The organism is Aggregatibacter kilianii, assembly GCF_003129965.1.
Lineage (GTDB): Bacteria > Pseudomonadota > Gammaproteobacteria > Enterobacterales > Pasteurellaceae > Aggregatibacter > Aggregatibacter kilianii_A.
Map to the genome: position 1 here is coordinate 181,979 of NZ_NRCJ01000004.1, position 12,664 is coordinate 194,642.

A 12,664-nucleotide genomic window follows, 5' to 3' on the forward strand; every position below is an offset into this window, starting at 1 on the left:
TGCAAGGCGAATCTTCGGATTCGCCTTTTTTGCTCCTAAAGTGCGGTCGTTTTTCAGGGTGTTTTTCAAGTTAAAAAACGTCTCCAAAAACCACCGCACTTTTCATTCGTTTCAGAATTCTTGTATAGTATGTGCGCTTTAATTTGGGGGAAGCTATGAATAAGCGCTTATTTTTTATTTTATTAATTGGCTCAAACTTATGGGCACAAAATAACACTGCGACGCCGGAGGAATTTAACTTTTCCGCGTTGGGTGAAGTCATGTTTTTTGATAAAGCCCTTTCTTTTAACAAAAGTCAGAGTTGCGCCACCTGCCATGATCCGGAAACCGCCTTTGCGGATATGCGGGATAACAGTGCCAAACGAATGGTGTCGCAAGGGGATAATCCACAATTATTCGGCAACCGTAACACGCCGACGGCACTCTATGCCAAGTTTTCGCCGGAGTTTCATTTTGATGAAAAAATTCAAGACTATGTGGGCGGGCAGTTTTGGGACGGGCGTGCCAAGCATTTAGCGGAACAGGCGGGTGGTCCGCCGGTGAATCCGGTGGAAATGGGGATGCCCAATAAAAAATCCATTGCACAACGGATTAAAGACAATCCCGCTTATCACGAACCGATTACGCAGCATTTCGGCGAAGCCATTTGGCAGGATGCGGAAAAAATTTATGCGCTGATGGAACAGGCAATCGGCGAGTTTGAAAAGCAGGCGATGTTTGCGCCTTTTAGTTCCAAATATGACAAAGCCCTGAAAGGTGAGGTTCAACTGAGCGAATTGGAAGCGCAGGGCAAGGCGTTATTTTTTGATAAAACGCAGACCAATTGCAGCAACTGCCATCAGTTAACGGCAGCGAATGATGCACAGGAAACCTTCACCAATTACCGTTATTACAATCTCGGCGTGCCGAAAAATTCGGCGTTAATCGAACACAATAAACTGGACGCAGATTTTGTGGACAACGGCTTGTTGGATAGTCCTTATGTGAAAGGCGATGTACGGCAAAAAGGCAAGTTTAAAGTGCCGACGTTGCGCAATGTGGCGGTGACGGCGCCTTATATGCACAACGGCGTGTTTAAGGAATTGCGCACGGTATTGCTATTTTTAGACAGTTTTAATAATCCCGAACGCAAACTTAATCCGGAAACCGGGAAACCTTGGGGCGGGGCGGAATATGGTCTGACCATTAGTCATAAAGACTTACAGGGAAAACCGCTAACGGATCAACAAATTAGCGCGTTGGAAGCCTTTTTGCGTAGCTTAACCGATGAAGCTTATGAAGAGGAGTAGTTGAATTGTTAATCGGTTTTCGATAGTATCGCCGCCTGAAAATTATTTTCATTTACATTCATCTGTCAATTTATAGGGACTTTATCTATGAAAAAACGTTTTTCCATGTTAGCACTTTCCGCTTTATTGGCGTTCAGCGCCGGTATTGCTAATGCCGAACCCGTTAAGGTTAAAGATATTTTAGATCGTGAGGTCACCGTTGATTTACCGGCAAAACGGGTGGTGCTTGGTTTTTATTATCAGGACTATATGGCGGTGGGCGGCGAACACGCATTAGACAATGTGGTGGGTTTCTCCAAAAAAGTATGGTCGGGTTGGGCGCCGGCAAGCTGGGAATTATTCAGTCAAAAAGTGCCGAAATTAAATCAACTGGAAGACATCGGTGAAGTAGAAGAAGGCACTTTCTCCACAGAAAAAGTGTTATCTCTTAAACCGGATTTACTGGTGCTTGCCGATTGGCAATATGAATCTTTGGGTTCCGACTTAGATGCCATTACCGAAGCGGGCATTCCGGTCGTTGTGCTGGATTACAACGCACAAACTTTAGAGAGACACTTAAAATCCACCGAGATTATCGGTCAGTTAACCGGGCAAAAAGCACGTGCTGAAAAAATCGCAAAAGAATATAAAGACATCGTCGATCATATTCAAACGACAGTGAAAAACGCGAATCTTGCGAAAAAACCGAAAGTTTATGTGGAATTTGGTCGCGGTGGCCCTGAGGAACAAGGTATCACCTTCTATTCCAGCATGTGGGGTTCAATGATTAATCTGGTGGGGGCAGAGAACGTGGCGCCGGAAGACATCGGTAAGTGGGGGGTGTTGGCGGCGGAAAAAGTGTTGGCGGCGCAACCTGACGCGATTATTATTACCGGCCGTGAAACCGAGCTGAAGAAAAATAAAGAAGGCATGGTGATGGGTTTTGGTATTGAAAAAGCGGAAGCGCAACGTCGTTTGGATGCTTTCAAACATCGTGCCGGCTGGAGCGATTTACCGGCAGTGAAGGCGAACCGCGTGTATGGCGCATATCACGCCAATTCCCGTACGTTATCCGATAGCGCATCGGTGCAATTTGTGGCAAAAGCGGCGTATCCTGACTTATTCAAAGATTTGGATCCGCAACAAACTTACCTCAATTTCTACAAAAATTATCTGCCGGTCACCCCGGAAGGCACCATTTACTTATTCCCTGAAAGTAAATAAGGGCTAGGTTCCGCATGAAACACAATTCTGTTGTCGCAGAAATTGTTGCAAACCAGCGTAAGCTTGAACGCAAACGCTGGTTTGTCATCTTAACGTTTCTCGTCATTAGTTTAATCGGCTTGGTTTTGGATGTGATGACCGGGCCGGCAATGTTGTCCGTGTCCGATGTGGTCAGTTCGTTACTTGGGCTGGAGGGCGTGGATAAGATGACCGACAATATCGTGCATAATCTCCGTTTGCCGATGGCGTTAATGGCGCTGGTAGTGGGTGCAACCTTGGCTGTCGGCGGGGCGGAAATCCAAACGTTGCTTAATAACCCTATGGCAAGTCCTTATACCCTTGGATTGGCGGCAGCGGCGGGATTCGGTGCGTCTATCGTCATCGGCTTCGGCAGTTTTGGCTTGCCCGTACAGGTTGCCGTGCCTATCGGTGCTTTTGCTATGACCATGTTGGCGGCGACAATTCTGTTTATGTTTGCCTCCAAGCGACGTTTTAATTCCGAAATGTTGGTATTGGTCGGCATTGCGCTATTATTCATTTTCCAATCCCTGCTTTCCCTCGTGCAATTTATCTCGGCGCCCGAAGTATCGCAGCAAATTTTGTTTTGGTTGTTCGGTAGTTTAACCAAAGCGAACTGGCAAAATTTACTGATTATTACCTTGGTGAGCGGCGTTTGTGTCAGCTTACTTGCAAAAGAGTTGTGGAAACTGACCGCACTTCGCCTCGGCGAAGATCGTGCGGCGAGCTTGGGCATTAATATTCAACGCCTGCGCATTAAAGTGTTGGTGTTAATTGCGATGATGACGGCAACCGCCATCAGTTTTGTGGGCGTCATTGGCTTTATCGGTTTGGTCGCGCCGCATGTGGCACGTATGTTGCTAGGCGAAGATCAACGTTTCTTCCTGCCGGCGGCAATGTTGGTGGGCGCGGCATTTTTATCTCTTTCCTCCGTGTTATCCAAAGTGATTATTCCGGGCGCGTTATTCCCGGTGGGTATCGTCACCTCGTTCGTGGGCGTGCCGTTCTTCTTTTGGATCATTTTGAGTAACAAAAGGGGGCAATAATGTTGAAGCTAACGAATATCACCATTAAACGGGGTGAATTGACGGTCGCCGACAATATCAATGTCTCTTTTGAACAAGGCAAGGTTTACACCATTCTGGGGCCAAACGGCACCGGTAAGTCTTCTATGCTAAAGACCATTTTCGGTGAGTTGCCCCATGAGGGACAAATTGACTATCAAGGGCATATTTTAGAACACAGCAGGCTGGCGGATTGGCGTAAGCCCATTGGGTATATGCCGCAGGATAGTCGGGTGGACGCCAGTTTAACCGCGTTGGAAGTGGTTGTGCTGGGGCGGATGGATTCCCTCACCATGCACATTAGCGACGAATTACTGACCGAAGCGGCAACCATTATGACCCAACTGGGTATCGGGCATTTGGCGCATCGCGACGTATTAAACTTGAGTGGCGGGCAACGCCAAATGGTGATGTTTGCGCAAGTGTTGCTGCGTCAGCCGAAAATTCTCATGTTGGACGAGCCGGTCAGCGCCTTGGATATGCATCATCAGTTGAATTTACTGGAAGAAGTGTGTCGTTACACCAAAGAACAAAACCTGATTACCATCATGGTATTGCATGATCTGAGCCTTGCCGCGCAATTTTCCGATGAAGTGATTTTGCTCGGCGAAGGCAAATTGCAAGGCAAAGGTAACGCCCATGAGGTATTCAAGCCGGAGATCATTAACCGTTTATATCGTGTGAACGTTGAATTATTATATTGCAGTAATGGTCTGCCTGTGGTGCGGCCGCAACGTCATTTCGCTCAAATAAGATAAGGATTTACGATGAAAAAATTAGCAATCATTGCCATGTTAGGCTTAAGTTTCACCGCGCAGGCGGCGCATCATGACATCAAAATGTTAAATACCAACGAAGAAGGTTCCATGGTGTTTGAGCCGGGTTTCCTGAAGGCAAATGTGGGCGATACGGTCACTTTCAAAACCACCAACAAAGGGCATTTCGTGCATAGCAAAGCGGTGCCGGAAGGGGCTGCCAAATTTGCGTCGGAAGAGGACGAAGAATTGACGATTACCTTAGATAAAGAGGGATTATACGTTTACACCTGCCCCGTACACCGCCCGATGAACATGAACGGGATTATCCAAGTGGGTGAGAACCCGAGCAACAAAGAACAGGCGGAAAAGGCAGTAAAAGATCTGGAAAAGAAAGCCATGTCAAACAAAGGACGCTTAACCAAATATCTTGAAATGGTGAAATAACCCCCACGGTTTATCCTAAATGGTGCAATTTCGCACCATTTTCTTTTCCTTCAAAGACGATACCATGCTGACAATTACGACCTGCAATACTTATCCCAACCCACCGCAAAATTTACTGCCACTGCAACAGGCGTTGATTAAATCAGGCATTTCAACGGCGTTTAAACCTTGGCAGGAAACCACGGATTCCCCTTTCATTCTGCCACTATGTGCCTGGGATTACACACTTTTCTACGAAGCGTTTATTCATTGGATAAAGCAATATACCTCTCACTTTATTAACCCTGCTGAGCTGATGTTATGGAACAGCCATAAGGGTTATTTATGTGATTTACAACAATGGGGCGTTAATGTCATCCCGACAGTGATTTGCCCTGCAAATTCATCTGAAATTTCGACCGCACTTCAACGCCAAAATTGGCAGGAATACGTCATCAAACCGGCTATCGGGCAAAGCGGCAATCTGGTGACAAAACTCAAAGCAGACGATCCCTTACCTGATTTAACCGCCTATGGCAAAGAAATTGTGCTGCAACCTTTTATTCCCGATGTTGCGACTCACGGCGAGACCAGCCTCATTTTCTTCAACGGCAATTTCAGTCATGCCATCCGCCGCCAACCACCGCAAAACGAATGGCGCGCCAATTCACAGTATAAAGTGGAAATCATCCCAACAACCGTTAGCGAACACATCATCACAACCGCCGAATCCATGCTCAAAAAACTCCCGGTGCTACCAAAATACGCCCGTGTTGACGGCACGTTGATTAACGGTGATCTCCTGTTAAATGAGTTGGAACTCATTGAACCCGCGTTGTATTTGGATAGAGCAGAGGGGGCGACGGAGAGGTTTGTTGAGGTGTTGAAGGAACATATAAAGAAATAATGAAAAGTGCGGTCAGTTTTAAACGTGTTTTTCAGGTTGAAAAAATTTTGACTACCTTTTCATTGGATATTTTTTGATTTTTAAGATGGGCTACTAAATAAAGGCACTTACTGAAACGGTCGCTATCATATGTATCCTAGCTCTTCTACTAAATCAATTAAATAATCATCAAAATCAAGCGATTGTTCAAAATATTCTTTCTCACAATTATTTTCTGTGGTTCCAAGTAAAAATCTTAATATGATGGCATCAATACTGTTTAATTTAATTCCAAATAATTCATCATTCAAGTTCCAAGCGCTATCTTTTAGTTTATCTAAATTTATTTGGTTGTCTAACGTTTCCCGGTAATGCTTTGATTTGTTATAAATATCAATAATATTTTTATTTTTGGTGTTAGTTAAATACTTTTCTACTAATTTTAATGTCTTTAAATTAATGAATTGTTTCTCGTTAATATTTAGTTCATCATTACACTGAGCTAAATAATCATATAATTCTTTTATTTCTATTCTCATTTAAAGTAATTCCTGATTGTTTAGATACATATTAACAAATTAAATATATTTTTTCGTTATGATATTTCCTTTTTCTAATTTTCTTCGAAGATCCCACGTGTTTCGTAACGCCTGCCAACTATAGGCTAACAATAATTTTCCCTAAAGGGAAGCAAGCCATTTTTTGTAAAATTCTTCTTGTTCTTTATTTGAGGATGTTAAATCTTCATCCTCAAAATCAAATATTCCGACTAAATCATTGAATGTTGCTTGATAGCCTAATTTCATTTCATACGCTTTTAGTCCAAGCCCCATTTGTCTGGTCATTCTAGATGGGTAAACATTTTTTTTATACCCTTTGCAGTGTATTAGAATATTAGGGTGTTCATTTTTTAGTTCGCGAAGACAATCAAAAAAATCGCAGCTAGTGACTGAAATGGTTTCGTTAGGAAGACTTATTTTTATATGACAACTTCTATCGCTTTTTTCTTCTAAATACATATTTGCATAGTATAACTTATTATCTTTAGATATCTTAAGATTTATTGTTTCTTTAAATAAGTGTATATTGTCTTTCATAGTAATCTATATTCTATTTAAGTTTGATATGATAAAATTATCCATTGATCTATATTTAAATAAAAGTTAAGTATATGTTTATTTAATGTAAATAAGTTATTTCAATGTATGGAATCAAATTTATATGGTCATATTGATATATAACTTTTCCCCAAGGGAAAATATTTTCTTCTTTACAATGAAAACTAGATATTAGGCGTTTAATTTTGTCTATTGAGCTCTTTTGGCTATTATTAATATCTTCCCAAGACAAATATTGAGGTTCAATAGTAACTTTGAAAAGTTCATTTCTATTGTTAACTTCTAGCATATATATCAATTCACTTTCCAAATCTTCAAATATAAAAATATTCTCTTTGTTATTTCCATATATGGGATTATATAGTTTGTGACTTAATGAGTTTTTGACTTTTTCAATACTATCATAAGGAAATATATTTTGAGCATCTATAGAAATAATTCCTTCTTCTTTATCTAACGTGATCATTTTAAATTTATAACCTCAATTAGTCTTAGATTCGTTCTAAATTCTGGCATAAATACTTGTGGCAATCCACCGGCGCCATATTGCGGATTTGCTAGTGTGGAGGCTGTTGCAACTCTTGTTGGTGATGTTACTTCATATACACCAAATTGCCCTCTATATCCATGTACTGGATGGGGCTCAACTTGTAATCCTTCCCATAATTGAGTCTTATTTCCCCCAGATGCCTTAAATCCACTTTCAGTTGTATAATATTGGCTCTGTCCAGGTCTACCGCCAATGAGTCTGGTCCCTTCAGGCAAAGTAGTATTAGTCCAATCATCTACACCTGGATATTTCCCTTTTCCTTGCCATCCTGCTGCTTGTGCTGCTGGATCTAATGAACCTTTGGCAGCTGAATATGCTTCACTGGCAGTTAATCCTTTGGCTCGATTTTCTTTATATTTAGCTTTAAGGTCCGGACAAACCGCTAACCTAAACGGATCTAACCAATCCATTGGGTTATCTACATAGCTGTAAGGCGTCTCTCCTCCTTCTAACCCAATCGGGTCAGAAGCTAAATAGTTCCCACTCTGCGGGTCATAATAGCGGAAGCGGTTATATGCCAGCCCGGATTCGTCATCTGTGTATTGCCCTGCAAACAACAGATTCGGGTTGAGTGGTTCGGCTTGTTTACGCGCCCAGCTTGAAAGTAACGGCAATCCCCATAAACTGTTCGGGGCTTTGCGCCAGGTGCGTTTGCCCTGTGGGTTGAAAAGCGCAAGCGGTTGTCCGTTCGGTTGGCAGACGGCGTAGCTTGTGGTTTGTGTCCAGGCTTTTTGGTTGCTGCGTAAGTCCGCTTTGTAGTAACCGTCCTGTTGGGCAATCAATTCCCAGCCGTTGAACACGCTGTGGCGTAGGCTTTTGGTTTTGCCGTGTTTCTCCGTTTCCTGATAAGCAATCTGGTCGCCGTCCCACAAGTAGGTGGTTTTTGTGTTTTGTTGCGGACAGGCTTTCTCAATGCGGCGTCCCAGTGCGTCGTATTTATAATACCAGGTTTCCCCTTTTGCGTTGGTCAGACTTTTCAGTTGGTTGTTACCGTTCCAGCGGTAGTAGGTGGTCTTTTGACGGAAACCGTCTTGAATGTCGGTTTTCTCGGTTAACCGTCCCGCTTTGTCGTAGCTATAGTGATGATTGCCGATACGGTTTAAGCGGTTACCCGTTTGATACAGGTCATGGTTATCAATGGCAATTTGACTGCGCGGGTCATTATCATTGTAGCGATAATCATCAGTGTGAATAACCTGTTGGCTGATATAGCCGTTTTGGTCGTAGCTGTAGCTTTCTCGGGTTTGATACTGACTTATCACCCGGGTAATTTGATTATTGCCGTTGACCACAAACTTCAAATCTTCCATTTCATCATTGGCGGCAATGGTGTTTAAGGCTTTGTCGTATTGATAGGTACGGTTCAGTTCGGCAAAGCTCGGACCATCAATACCGGTTCGGCGCAGTTCGGTGGTGTCGAAGTGGGTACGCGGCTCGTGTCCGGCACGTTGACGTATCGGCAGATTCATTTCATTGAACTGCTGATTGAGGATAAAGCCGAGGTTGGATAGACGGTAAAATAGAAAAAGTGCGGTAGGTTTTTCAGGCGTTTTTCAGATTGAAAAAACACTTAGAATTTCGACCGTACTTTTGTGAAATATTTTTCGTTTTTAAAGAACGGTTAGTAGATAGAAAAAGGCACACGTTGGAAATGTGCGCCAGCATATGAGATTTCCAGAATATGTAGCATATCTAATTTTCCTCAGAAAAATGTGCGGTAATTCTTTGGAAAATAAATTTATTATCAATATTGATTCTTATCCCACCATCTTCCCAAACTTGTTTTAGAATATATCCTGAATTTTTATTGCAACATATTTCAATTGGTAAGTATAACTTATTTTTTTGATGAGTTATATATTTCAATATCTGATATTCTGCACGATAATTCTATGACAATAGTATTATAATCTTCACCAAAAATTCCATATTTAGGTATGTTAATCTGGGGTTTTTGATTAGTATGAATGTAAATGAAAGAACTTCCATAACTACTAGTAATGAAATCAACTTTGTGTATTGATAATTTGTCTATGCCGTTAGGATAGAGTTTGTTTAAAAAAATTGATGATTCGATAATCTCAGTAATATTTAACATAGTATATTCCTAATTAAAAATTATAATGTCCATGAGTACCGGGGGAACTACCGGTATTTGTATTAGTTATTGGTCTAACGTTGAAATGAGGCTCTTTGCCGGCTCGAGGAACTGCTTTTGTGTACCCTAAAAATCTCGCGTATTTCCTGATGCGTGTGTATCAATTAGTTTTAATAAGAAAAGGCACACGTCGAGAGATGTGTGCCAGTAAGAAGTTTTACTAAGTAAAATCTAAGAAGAAAATAATTTCTCGGTTATATCACGAATTTCAAAATAAATATTAGTTTTTTCTTCACTATCGAGTCTAGGTTTAATTTGGAATGAATCATTATCATCTTCATCACATATGAATAGAAATAGAATGTGATGAAATGTCGTCATTATATCTAAAAGAAATTTCTTCTTAATTTCTTTCTCAAATTGGCTTTCATTTTTTAAATAAAAGTCACATGCTAAGTGCAGTTCTTTAAACTTCTTCTTATCAAATCTTTCCTCATTATGAAGTATAGATATTAATGAGTTAGAATTTAATGTTGATGCAATGTTAAGTAAACTTTCCTTATCCACAACGACGTCCTTTCACAGCTCCAGATATTCTCTCAGAGTCTAAATTGTAAACACCCTTATGTTTCTTTTGCGAATCATAAACTTCAATTTCATTCCGATGTAAAGTATCTAAATGAAAATAATCCCCTTTTTTTATTCCATCTATTGATGTTTTACCTATTACTTTATACAGAGGTGCCCCCTTGACTTTTTGCGTAGTTTTTTGCGCGACATCTTTAATATCTGTCCAGAATTTGCTATTTAATAATACATCATTTCCAGCCAACCCAAACGGATCGACCCATCCCATCGGATTATGCACATAAGCATAAGGCGTCTCTCCACCTTGCAACCCAATCGGGTCCGACTTCAGATAACACCCACTCTGCGGGTCATAATAGCGGAAGCGGTTATATGCCAGCCCGGATTCGTCATCCACATACTGCCCCGCAAACAACAGATTCGGGTTGAGCGGTTCGGCTTGTTTACGCGCCCAGCTTGAAAGTAACGGCAATCCCCATAAACTGTTCGGGGCTTTGCGCCAGGTGCGTTTGCCCTGTGGGTTGAATAGGGCAAGCGGTTGTCCGTTCGGTTGGCAGACGGCGTAGCTTGTGGTTTGTGTCCAGGTTTTTTGGTTGCTACGTAAGTCGGCTTTTTCGTAACCGTCCTGTTGGGCGATTAATTCCCAACCGTTGAACACGCTGTGGCGTAGGCTTTCGGTTTTGCCGTGTTTCTCCGTTTCCTGATAAGCAATTTGGTCGCCGTCCCACAGGTAGCGGGTAGTGATGTTTTGTTGCGGACAGGCTTTCTCGATTCGGCGTCCCAGTGCGTCGTATTTATAATACCAGGTTTCACCTTTTGCGTTGGTCAGACTTTCCAATTGGTTGTTGCCGTTCCAGCGGTAGTAGGTGGTCTTTTGACGGAAGCCGTCTTGAATGTCGGTTTTCTCGGTTAACCGTCCCGCTTTGTCATAGCTATAGTGATGATTGCCGATTCGATTGAGTTTGTTGCCCGTTTGATACAGGTCATGGTTATCAATTTTGATTTGACTGCGCGGGTCATTATCATTGTAGCGATAGTCATCGGTGTGAATGTATTGTTGGCTGATATAACCGTTTTGGTCGTAGCCGTAGCTTTCTCTTGTTTGATACTGACTTATTACACGGGTGATTTGATTGTTGCCGTTGACCACAAACCTCAAATCTTCCATTTCATCATTGGCGGCAATGGTGTTTAAGGCTTTGTCGTATTGATAAGTACGGTTCAGTTCGGCAAAGCTCGGACCATCAATACCGGTCAGACGCAGTTCGGTGGTGTCAAAGTGGGTACGCGGCTCGTGTCCGGCACGTTGACGTATCGGCAGATTCATTTCATTGAACTGCTGATTGAGGATAAAGCTGAGGTTGGATAGACGGTAAAATAGAAAAAGTGCGGTTGGTTTTTAGGACGTTTTTCAGATTGAAAAACACTTAGAATTTTGACCGCACTTTTGTGGGGTATTTTTAGTTTTTAAAGAACGGTTAGTAGATAGAAAAAGGCACACGTTGGAAATGTGTGCCATCATCTGGGGGCAGTAGAAATATCAGAAGGATCAACTATGCAATAACGAGCTTTCCATCCGGAAACTCTCCGTCCCACCCACAAGGTAAGTGTCCTAAGCGATAAAATTCAAATAACTCAGAAAAGAAGCTAGTTCTAATTATTCTTTTTCTTTTATAGTGATCTTCAATAATGAAATGAAGTAAGTTCCAACTAATATCATTGATTAGAGCATCTCTATTTATCCCTTCTATCTCAGGGATTGTAGGAATAACTTTGTTATTAATAAAATTTCTTCCTTCTTCTGCAATAAAATCCCATTCTTCTTGTTCAGAAAATAAGTTTTTCTTGTAAAAATAAGCATTCATATTATTACTTTCTTCTAAAGTAATATTTTCCCATTCTACTGAATTAATACTTTCATTAACCTTGTCTAAGTTTTTTTCAAGAATTACATTATCTTGGGTTATAGGTTCACCTAATTGTGAGAACCAGTTGATAGACAGGATTTCTGTTTCGATATTTTCTGGAATGTATTTTCCCATTTTTAACTCCTTACACTATGGTATTACTTGATTAATACGTCCTGGAATTCGAGGAACTTTCATACCACCTAACGCACCATATTGTACTCTATTTCTAATACTATATCGTATTGCTTCATTTATTGTTTCTTGTGGTAATCCAGCAGCTTTTAATGAATCTTTTAGGGCTCTTGTGTACTGTAGATTTGTAGGTCTAGAACCATATAAAGCCCCTCCTTTTCTGTACTGATCCCAAAAACCTTCTAAAGATTTATGTGCTTCGTAATGTGGTGTTCCAGGTTGGGTAAATGCGTTTCCTTCTAATTTGATTGCCGCTCCTTTATTTGTTGGTATTATGTCTCTGTAGGCTGCATCTTGATTTAAATGATGTGATTGACCAGGAGCGGAATTATTTTTAAGAACCCCATGTTCACCAAGAACATCTGTATTCTTAGATTTACATCTTGCTAACCCAAATGGATCAAACCAATCCAATGGATTCTGAACATAAGCATAAGGCGTTTCACCCCCATTCAACCCAATCGGGTCCGACTTCAAATAACACCCACTTTGCGGGTCATAATAGCGGAAGCGGTTATACGCCAGTCCGGATTCGTCATCTGTGTACTGCCCCGCAAACAACAGATT

16 protein-coding genes are annotated in these 12,664 nt (G+C 41.5%); 6 read left to right on the forward strand and 10 right to left on the reverse strand.

Annotation, left to right across the window (positions count from 1 at the left end; translation table 11 throughout):
* Positions 1 to 155 precede the first annotated feature (155 nt).
* The 6 genes from DK430_RS04330 (at position 156) to DK430_RS04355 (ending at position 5,662) form a co-directional block, all read left to right on the forward strand.
* Entirely contained in the window at positions 156 to 1,289 is a 1,134-nt protein-coding gene (locus tag DK430_RS04330; RefSeq protein WP_109077882.1) for a cytochrome-c peroxidase, read from the forward strand.
* 87 nt (positions 1,290 to 1,376) lie between these two features.
* A complete protein-coding gene (locus tag DK430_RS04335; RefSeq protein WP_109077883.1) occupies positions 1,377 to 2,492 on the forward strand; it encodes an ABC transporter substrate-binding protein in 1,116 nt (371 codons plus the stop codon).
* Between the two features lie 14 nt (positions 2,493 to 2,506).
* On the forward strand, positions 2,507 to 3,556 hold the full coding sequence (locus DK430_RS04340; protein ID WP_109077884.1) for a FecCD family ABC transporter permease: 1,050 nt from the start codon (positions 2,507 to 2,509) through the stop codon (positions 3,554 to 3,556).
* Entirely contained in the window at positions 3,556 to 4,332 is a 777-nt protein-coding gene (locus DK430_RS04345; protein WP_109077885.1) for an ABC transporter ATP-binding protein, read from the forward strand. The genes DK430_RS04340 and DK430_RS04345 overlap by 1 nt, the downstream gene beginning before the upstream one ends.
* Before the next feature lie 9 nt (positions 4,333 to 4,341).
* Positions 4,342 to 4,776: a plastocyanin/azurin family copper-binding protein gene (locus tag DK430_RS04350; protein WP_109077886.1), complete on the forward strand. Its 435-nt coding sequence runs from the start codon at positions 4,342 to 4,344 to the stop codon at positions 4,774 to 4,776.
* 64 nt (positions 4,777 to 4,840) lie between these two features.
* The gene (locus tag DK430_RS04355) at positions 4,841 to 5,662 is read left to right on the forward strand and encodes an ATP-grasp domain-containing protein (RefSeq protein ID WP_109077901.1); all 822 of its coding nucleotides are present in this window, start codon (positions 4,841 to 4,843) and stop codon (positions 5,660 to 5,662) included.
* 125 nt (positions 5,663 to 5,787) lie between these two features.
* Here DK430_RS04355 and DK430_RS04360 read toward each other — a convergent pair whose 3' ends face one another.
* The 10 genes from DK430_RS04360 to DK430_RS04405 form a co-directional block, all read right to left on the reverse strand.
* Positions 5,788 to 6,180, reverse strand: a complete 393-nt coding sequence (locus DK430_RS04360) for a hypothetical protein (protein ID WP_109077887.1) — start codon at positions 6,178 to 6,180, stop codon at positions 5,788 to 5,790.
* Positions 6,181 to 6,321: 141 nt separating this feature from the next.
* On the reverse strand, positions 6,322 to 6,738 hold the full coding sequence (locus DK430_RS04365) for a hypothetical protein (protein ID WP_109077888.1): 417 nt from the start codon (positions 6,736 to 6,738) through the stop codon (positions 6,322 to 6,324).
* Positions 6,739 to 6,820: 82 nt separating this feature from the next.
* On the reverse strand, positions 6,821 to 7,225 hold the full coding sequence (locus DK430_RS04370; protein ID WP_109077889.1) for a hypothetical protein: 405 nt from the start codon (positions 7,223 to 7,225) through the stop codon (positions 6,821 to 6,823).
* Entirely contained in the window at positions 7,222 to 8,778 is a 1,557-nt protein-coding gene (locus DK430_RS04375) for an RHS repeat-associated core domain-containing protein (RefSeq protein WP_109077890.1), read from the reverse strand. The genes DK430_RS04370 and DK430_RS04375 overlap by 4 nt, the downstream gene beginning before the upstream one ends.
* A 368-nt stretch (positions 8,779 to 9,146) precedes the next feature.
* Positions 9,147 to 9,407, reverse strand: a complete 261-nt coding sequence (locus tag DK430_RS04380) for a hypothetical protein (RefSeq protein WP_109077891.1) — start codon at positions 9,405 to 9,407, stop codon at positions 9,147 to 9,149.
* A 13-nt stretch (positions 9,408 to 9,420) separates the two neighbouring features.
* Positions 9,421 to 9,558 carry an HNH/endonuclease VII fold putative polymorphic toxin gene (locus DK430_RS13450; RefSeq protein ID WP_109077902.1) on the reverse strand — a complete coding sequence of 46 codons (138 nt, stop codon included), beginning with the start codon at positions 9,556 to 9,558 and terminating at the stop codon, positions 9,421 to 9,423.
* An 80-nt stretch (positions 9,559 to 9,638) separates the two neighbouring features.
* Positions 9,639 to 9,974 (reverse strand): hypothetical protein, encoded by a 336-nt coding sequence (locus DK430_RS04390; protein ID WP_109077892.1) that lies wholly within the window; start codon positions 9,972 to 9,974, stop codon positions 9,639 to 9,641.
* A complete protein-coding gene (locus tag DK430_RS04395) occupies positions 9,967 to 11,322 on the reverse strand; it encodes an RHS repeat-associated core domain-containing protein (RefSeq protein ID WP_109077893.1) in 1,356 nt (451 codons plus the stop codon). Before DK430_RS04395 ends, DK430_RS04390 begins: the two co-directional genes overlap by 8 nt.
* Before the next feature lie 226 nt (positions 11,323 to 11,548).
* The gene (locus DK430_RS04400; RefSeq protein WP_109077894.1) at positions 11,549 to 12,037 is read right to left on the reverse strand and encodes a hypothetical protein; all 489 of its coding nucleotides are present in this window, start codon (positions 12,035 to 12,037) and stop codon (positions 11,549 to 11,551) included.
* Positions 12,038 to 12,052: 15 nt separating this feature from the next.
* Positions 12,053 to 12,664: RHS repeat-associated core domain-containing protein (locus DK430_RS04405; protein ID WP_109077895.1), on the reverse strand; the 612-nt coding region annotated here is incomplete at its 5' end.

Excerpts from the sequence above, each read along its gene's own strand:
- DK430_RS04330 (WP_109077882.1), top strand. The coding sequence starts at position 156 with ATGAATAAGCGCTTATTTTTTATTTTATTAATTGGCTCAAACTTATGG.
- DK430_RS04335 (WP_109077883.1), top strand. The coding sequence starts at position 1,377 with ATGAAAAAACGTTTTTCCATGTTAGCACTTTCCGCTTTATTGGCGTTC.
- DK430_RS04340 (WP_109077884.1), top strand. The coding sequence starts at position 2,507 with ATGAAACACAATTCTGTTGTCGCAGAAATTGTTGCAAACCAGCGTAAG.
- DK430_RS04345 (WP_109077885.1), top strand. The coding sequence starts at position 3,556 with ATGTTGAAGCTAACGAATATCACCATTAAACGGGGTGAATTGACGGTC.
- DK430_RS04350 (WP_109077886.1), top strand. The coding sequence starts at position 4,342 with ATGAAAAAATTAGCAATCATTGCCATGTTAGGCTTAAGTTTCACCGCG.
- DK430_RS04355 (WP_109077901.1), top strand. The coding sequence starts at position 4,841 with ATGCTGACAATTACGACCTGCAATACTTATCCCAACCCACCGCAAAAT.
- DK430_RS04360 (WP_109077887.1), bottom strand. The coding sequence starts at position 6,180 with ATGAGAATAGAAATAAAAGAATTATATGATTATTTAGCTCAGTGTAAT.
- DK430_RS04365 (WP_109077888.1), bottom strand. The coding sequence starts at position 6,738 with ATGAAAGACAATATACACTTATTTAAAGAAACAATAAATCTTAAGATA.
- DK430_RS04370 (WP_109077889.1), bottom strand. The coding sequence starts at position 7,225 with ATGATCACGTTAGATAAAGAAGAAGGAATTATTTCTATAGATGCTCAA.
- DK430_RS04375 (WP_109077890.1), bottom strand. The coding sequence starts at position 8,778 with ATGAATCTGCCGATACGTCAACGTGCCGGACACGAGCCGCGTACCCAC.
- DK430_RS04380 (WP_109077891.1), bottom strand. The coding sequence starts at position 9,407 with ATGTTAAATATTACTGAGATTATCGAATCATCAATTTTTTTAAACAAA.
- DK430_RS04395 (WP_109077893.1), bottom strand. The coding sequence starts at position 11,322 with ATGAATCTGCCGATACGTCAACGTGCCGGACACGAGCCGCGTACCCAC.
- DK430_RS04400 (WP_109077894.1), bottom strand. The coding sequence starts at position 12,037 with ATGGGAAAATACATTCCAGAAAATATCGAAACAGAAATCCTGTCTATC.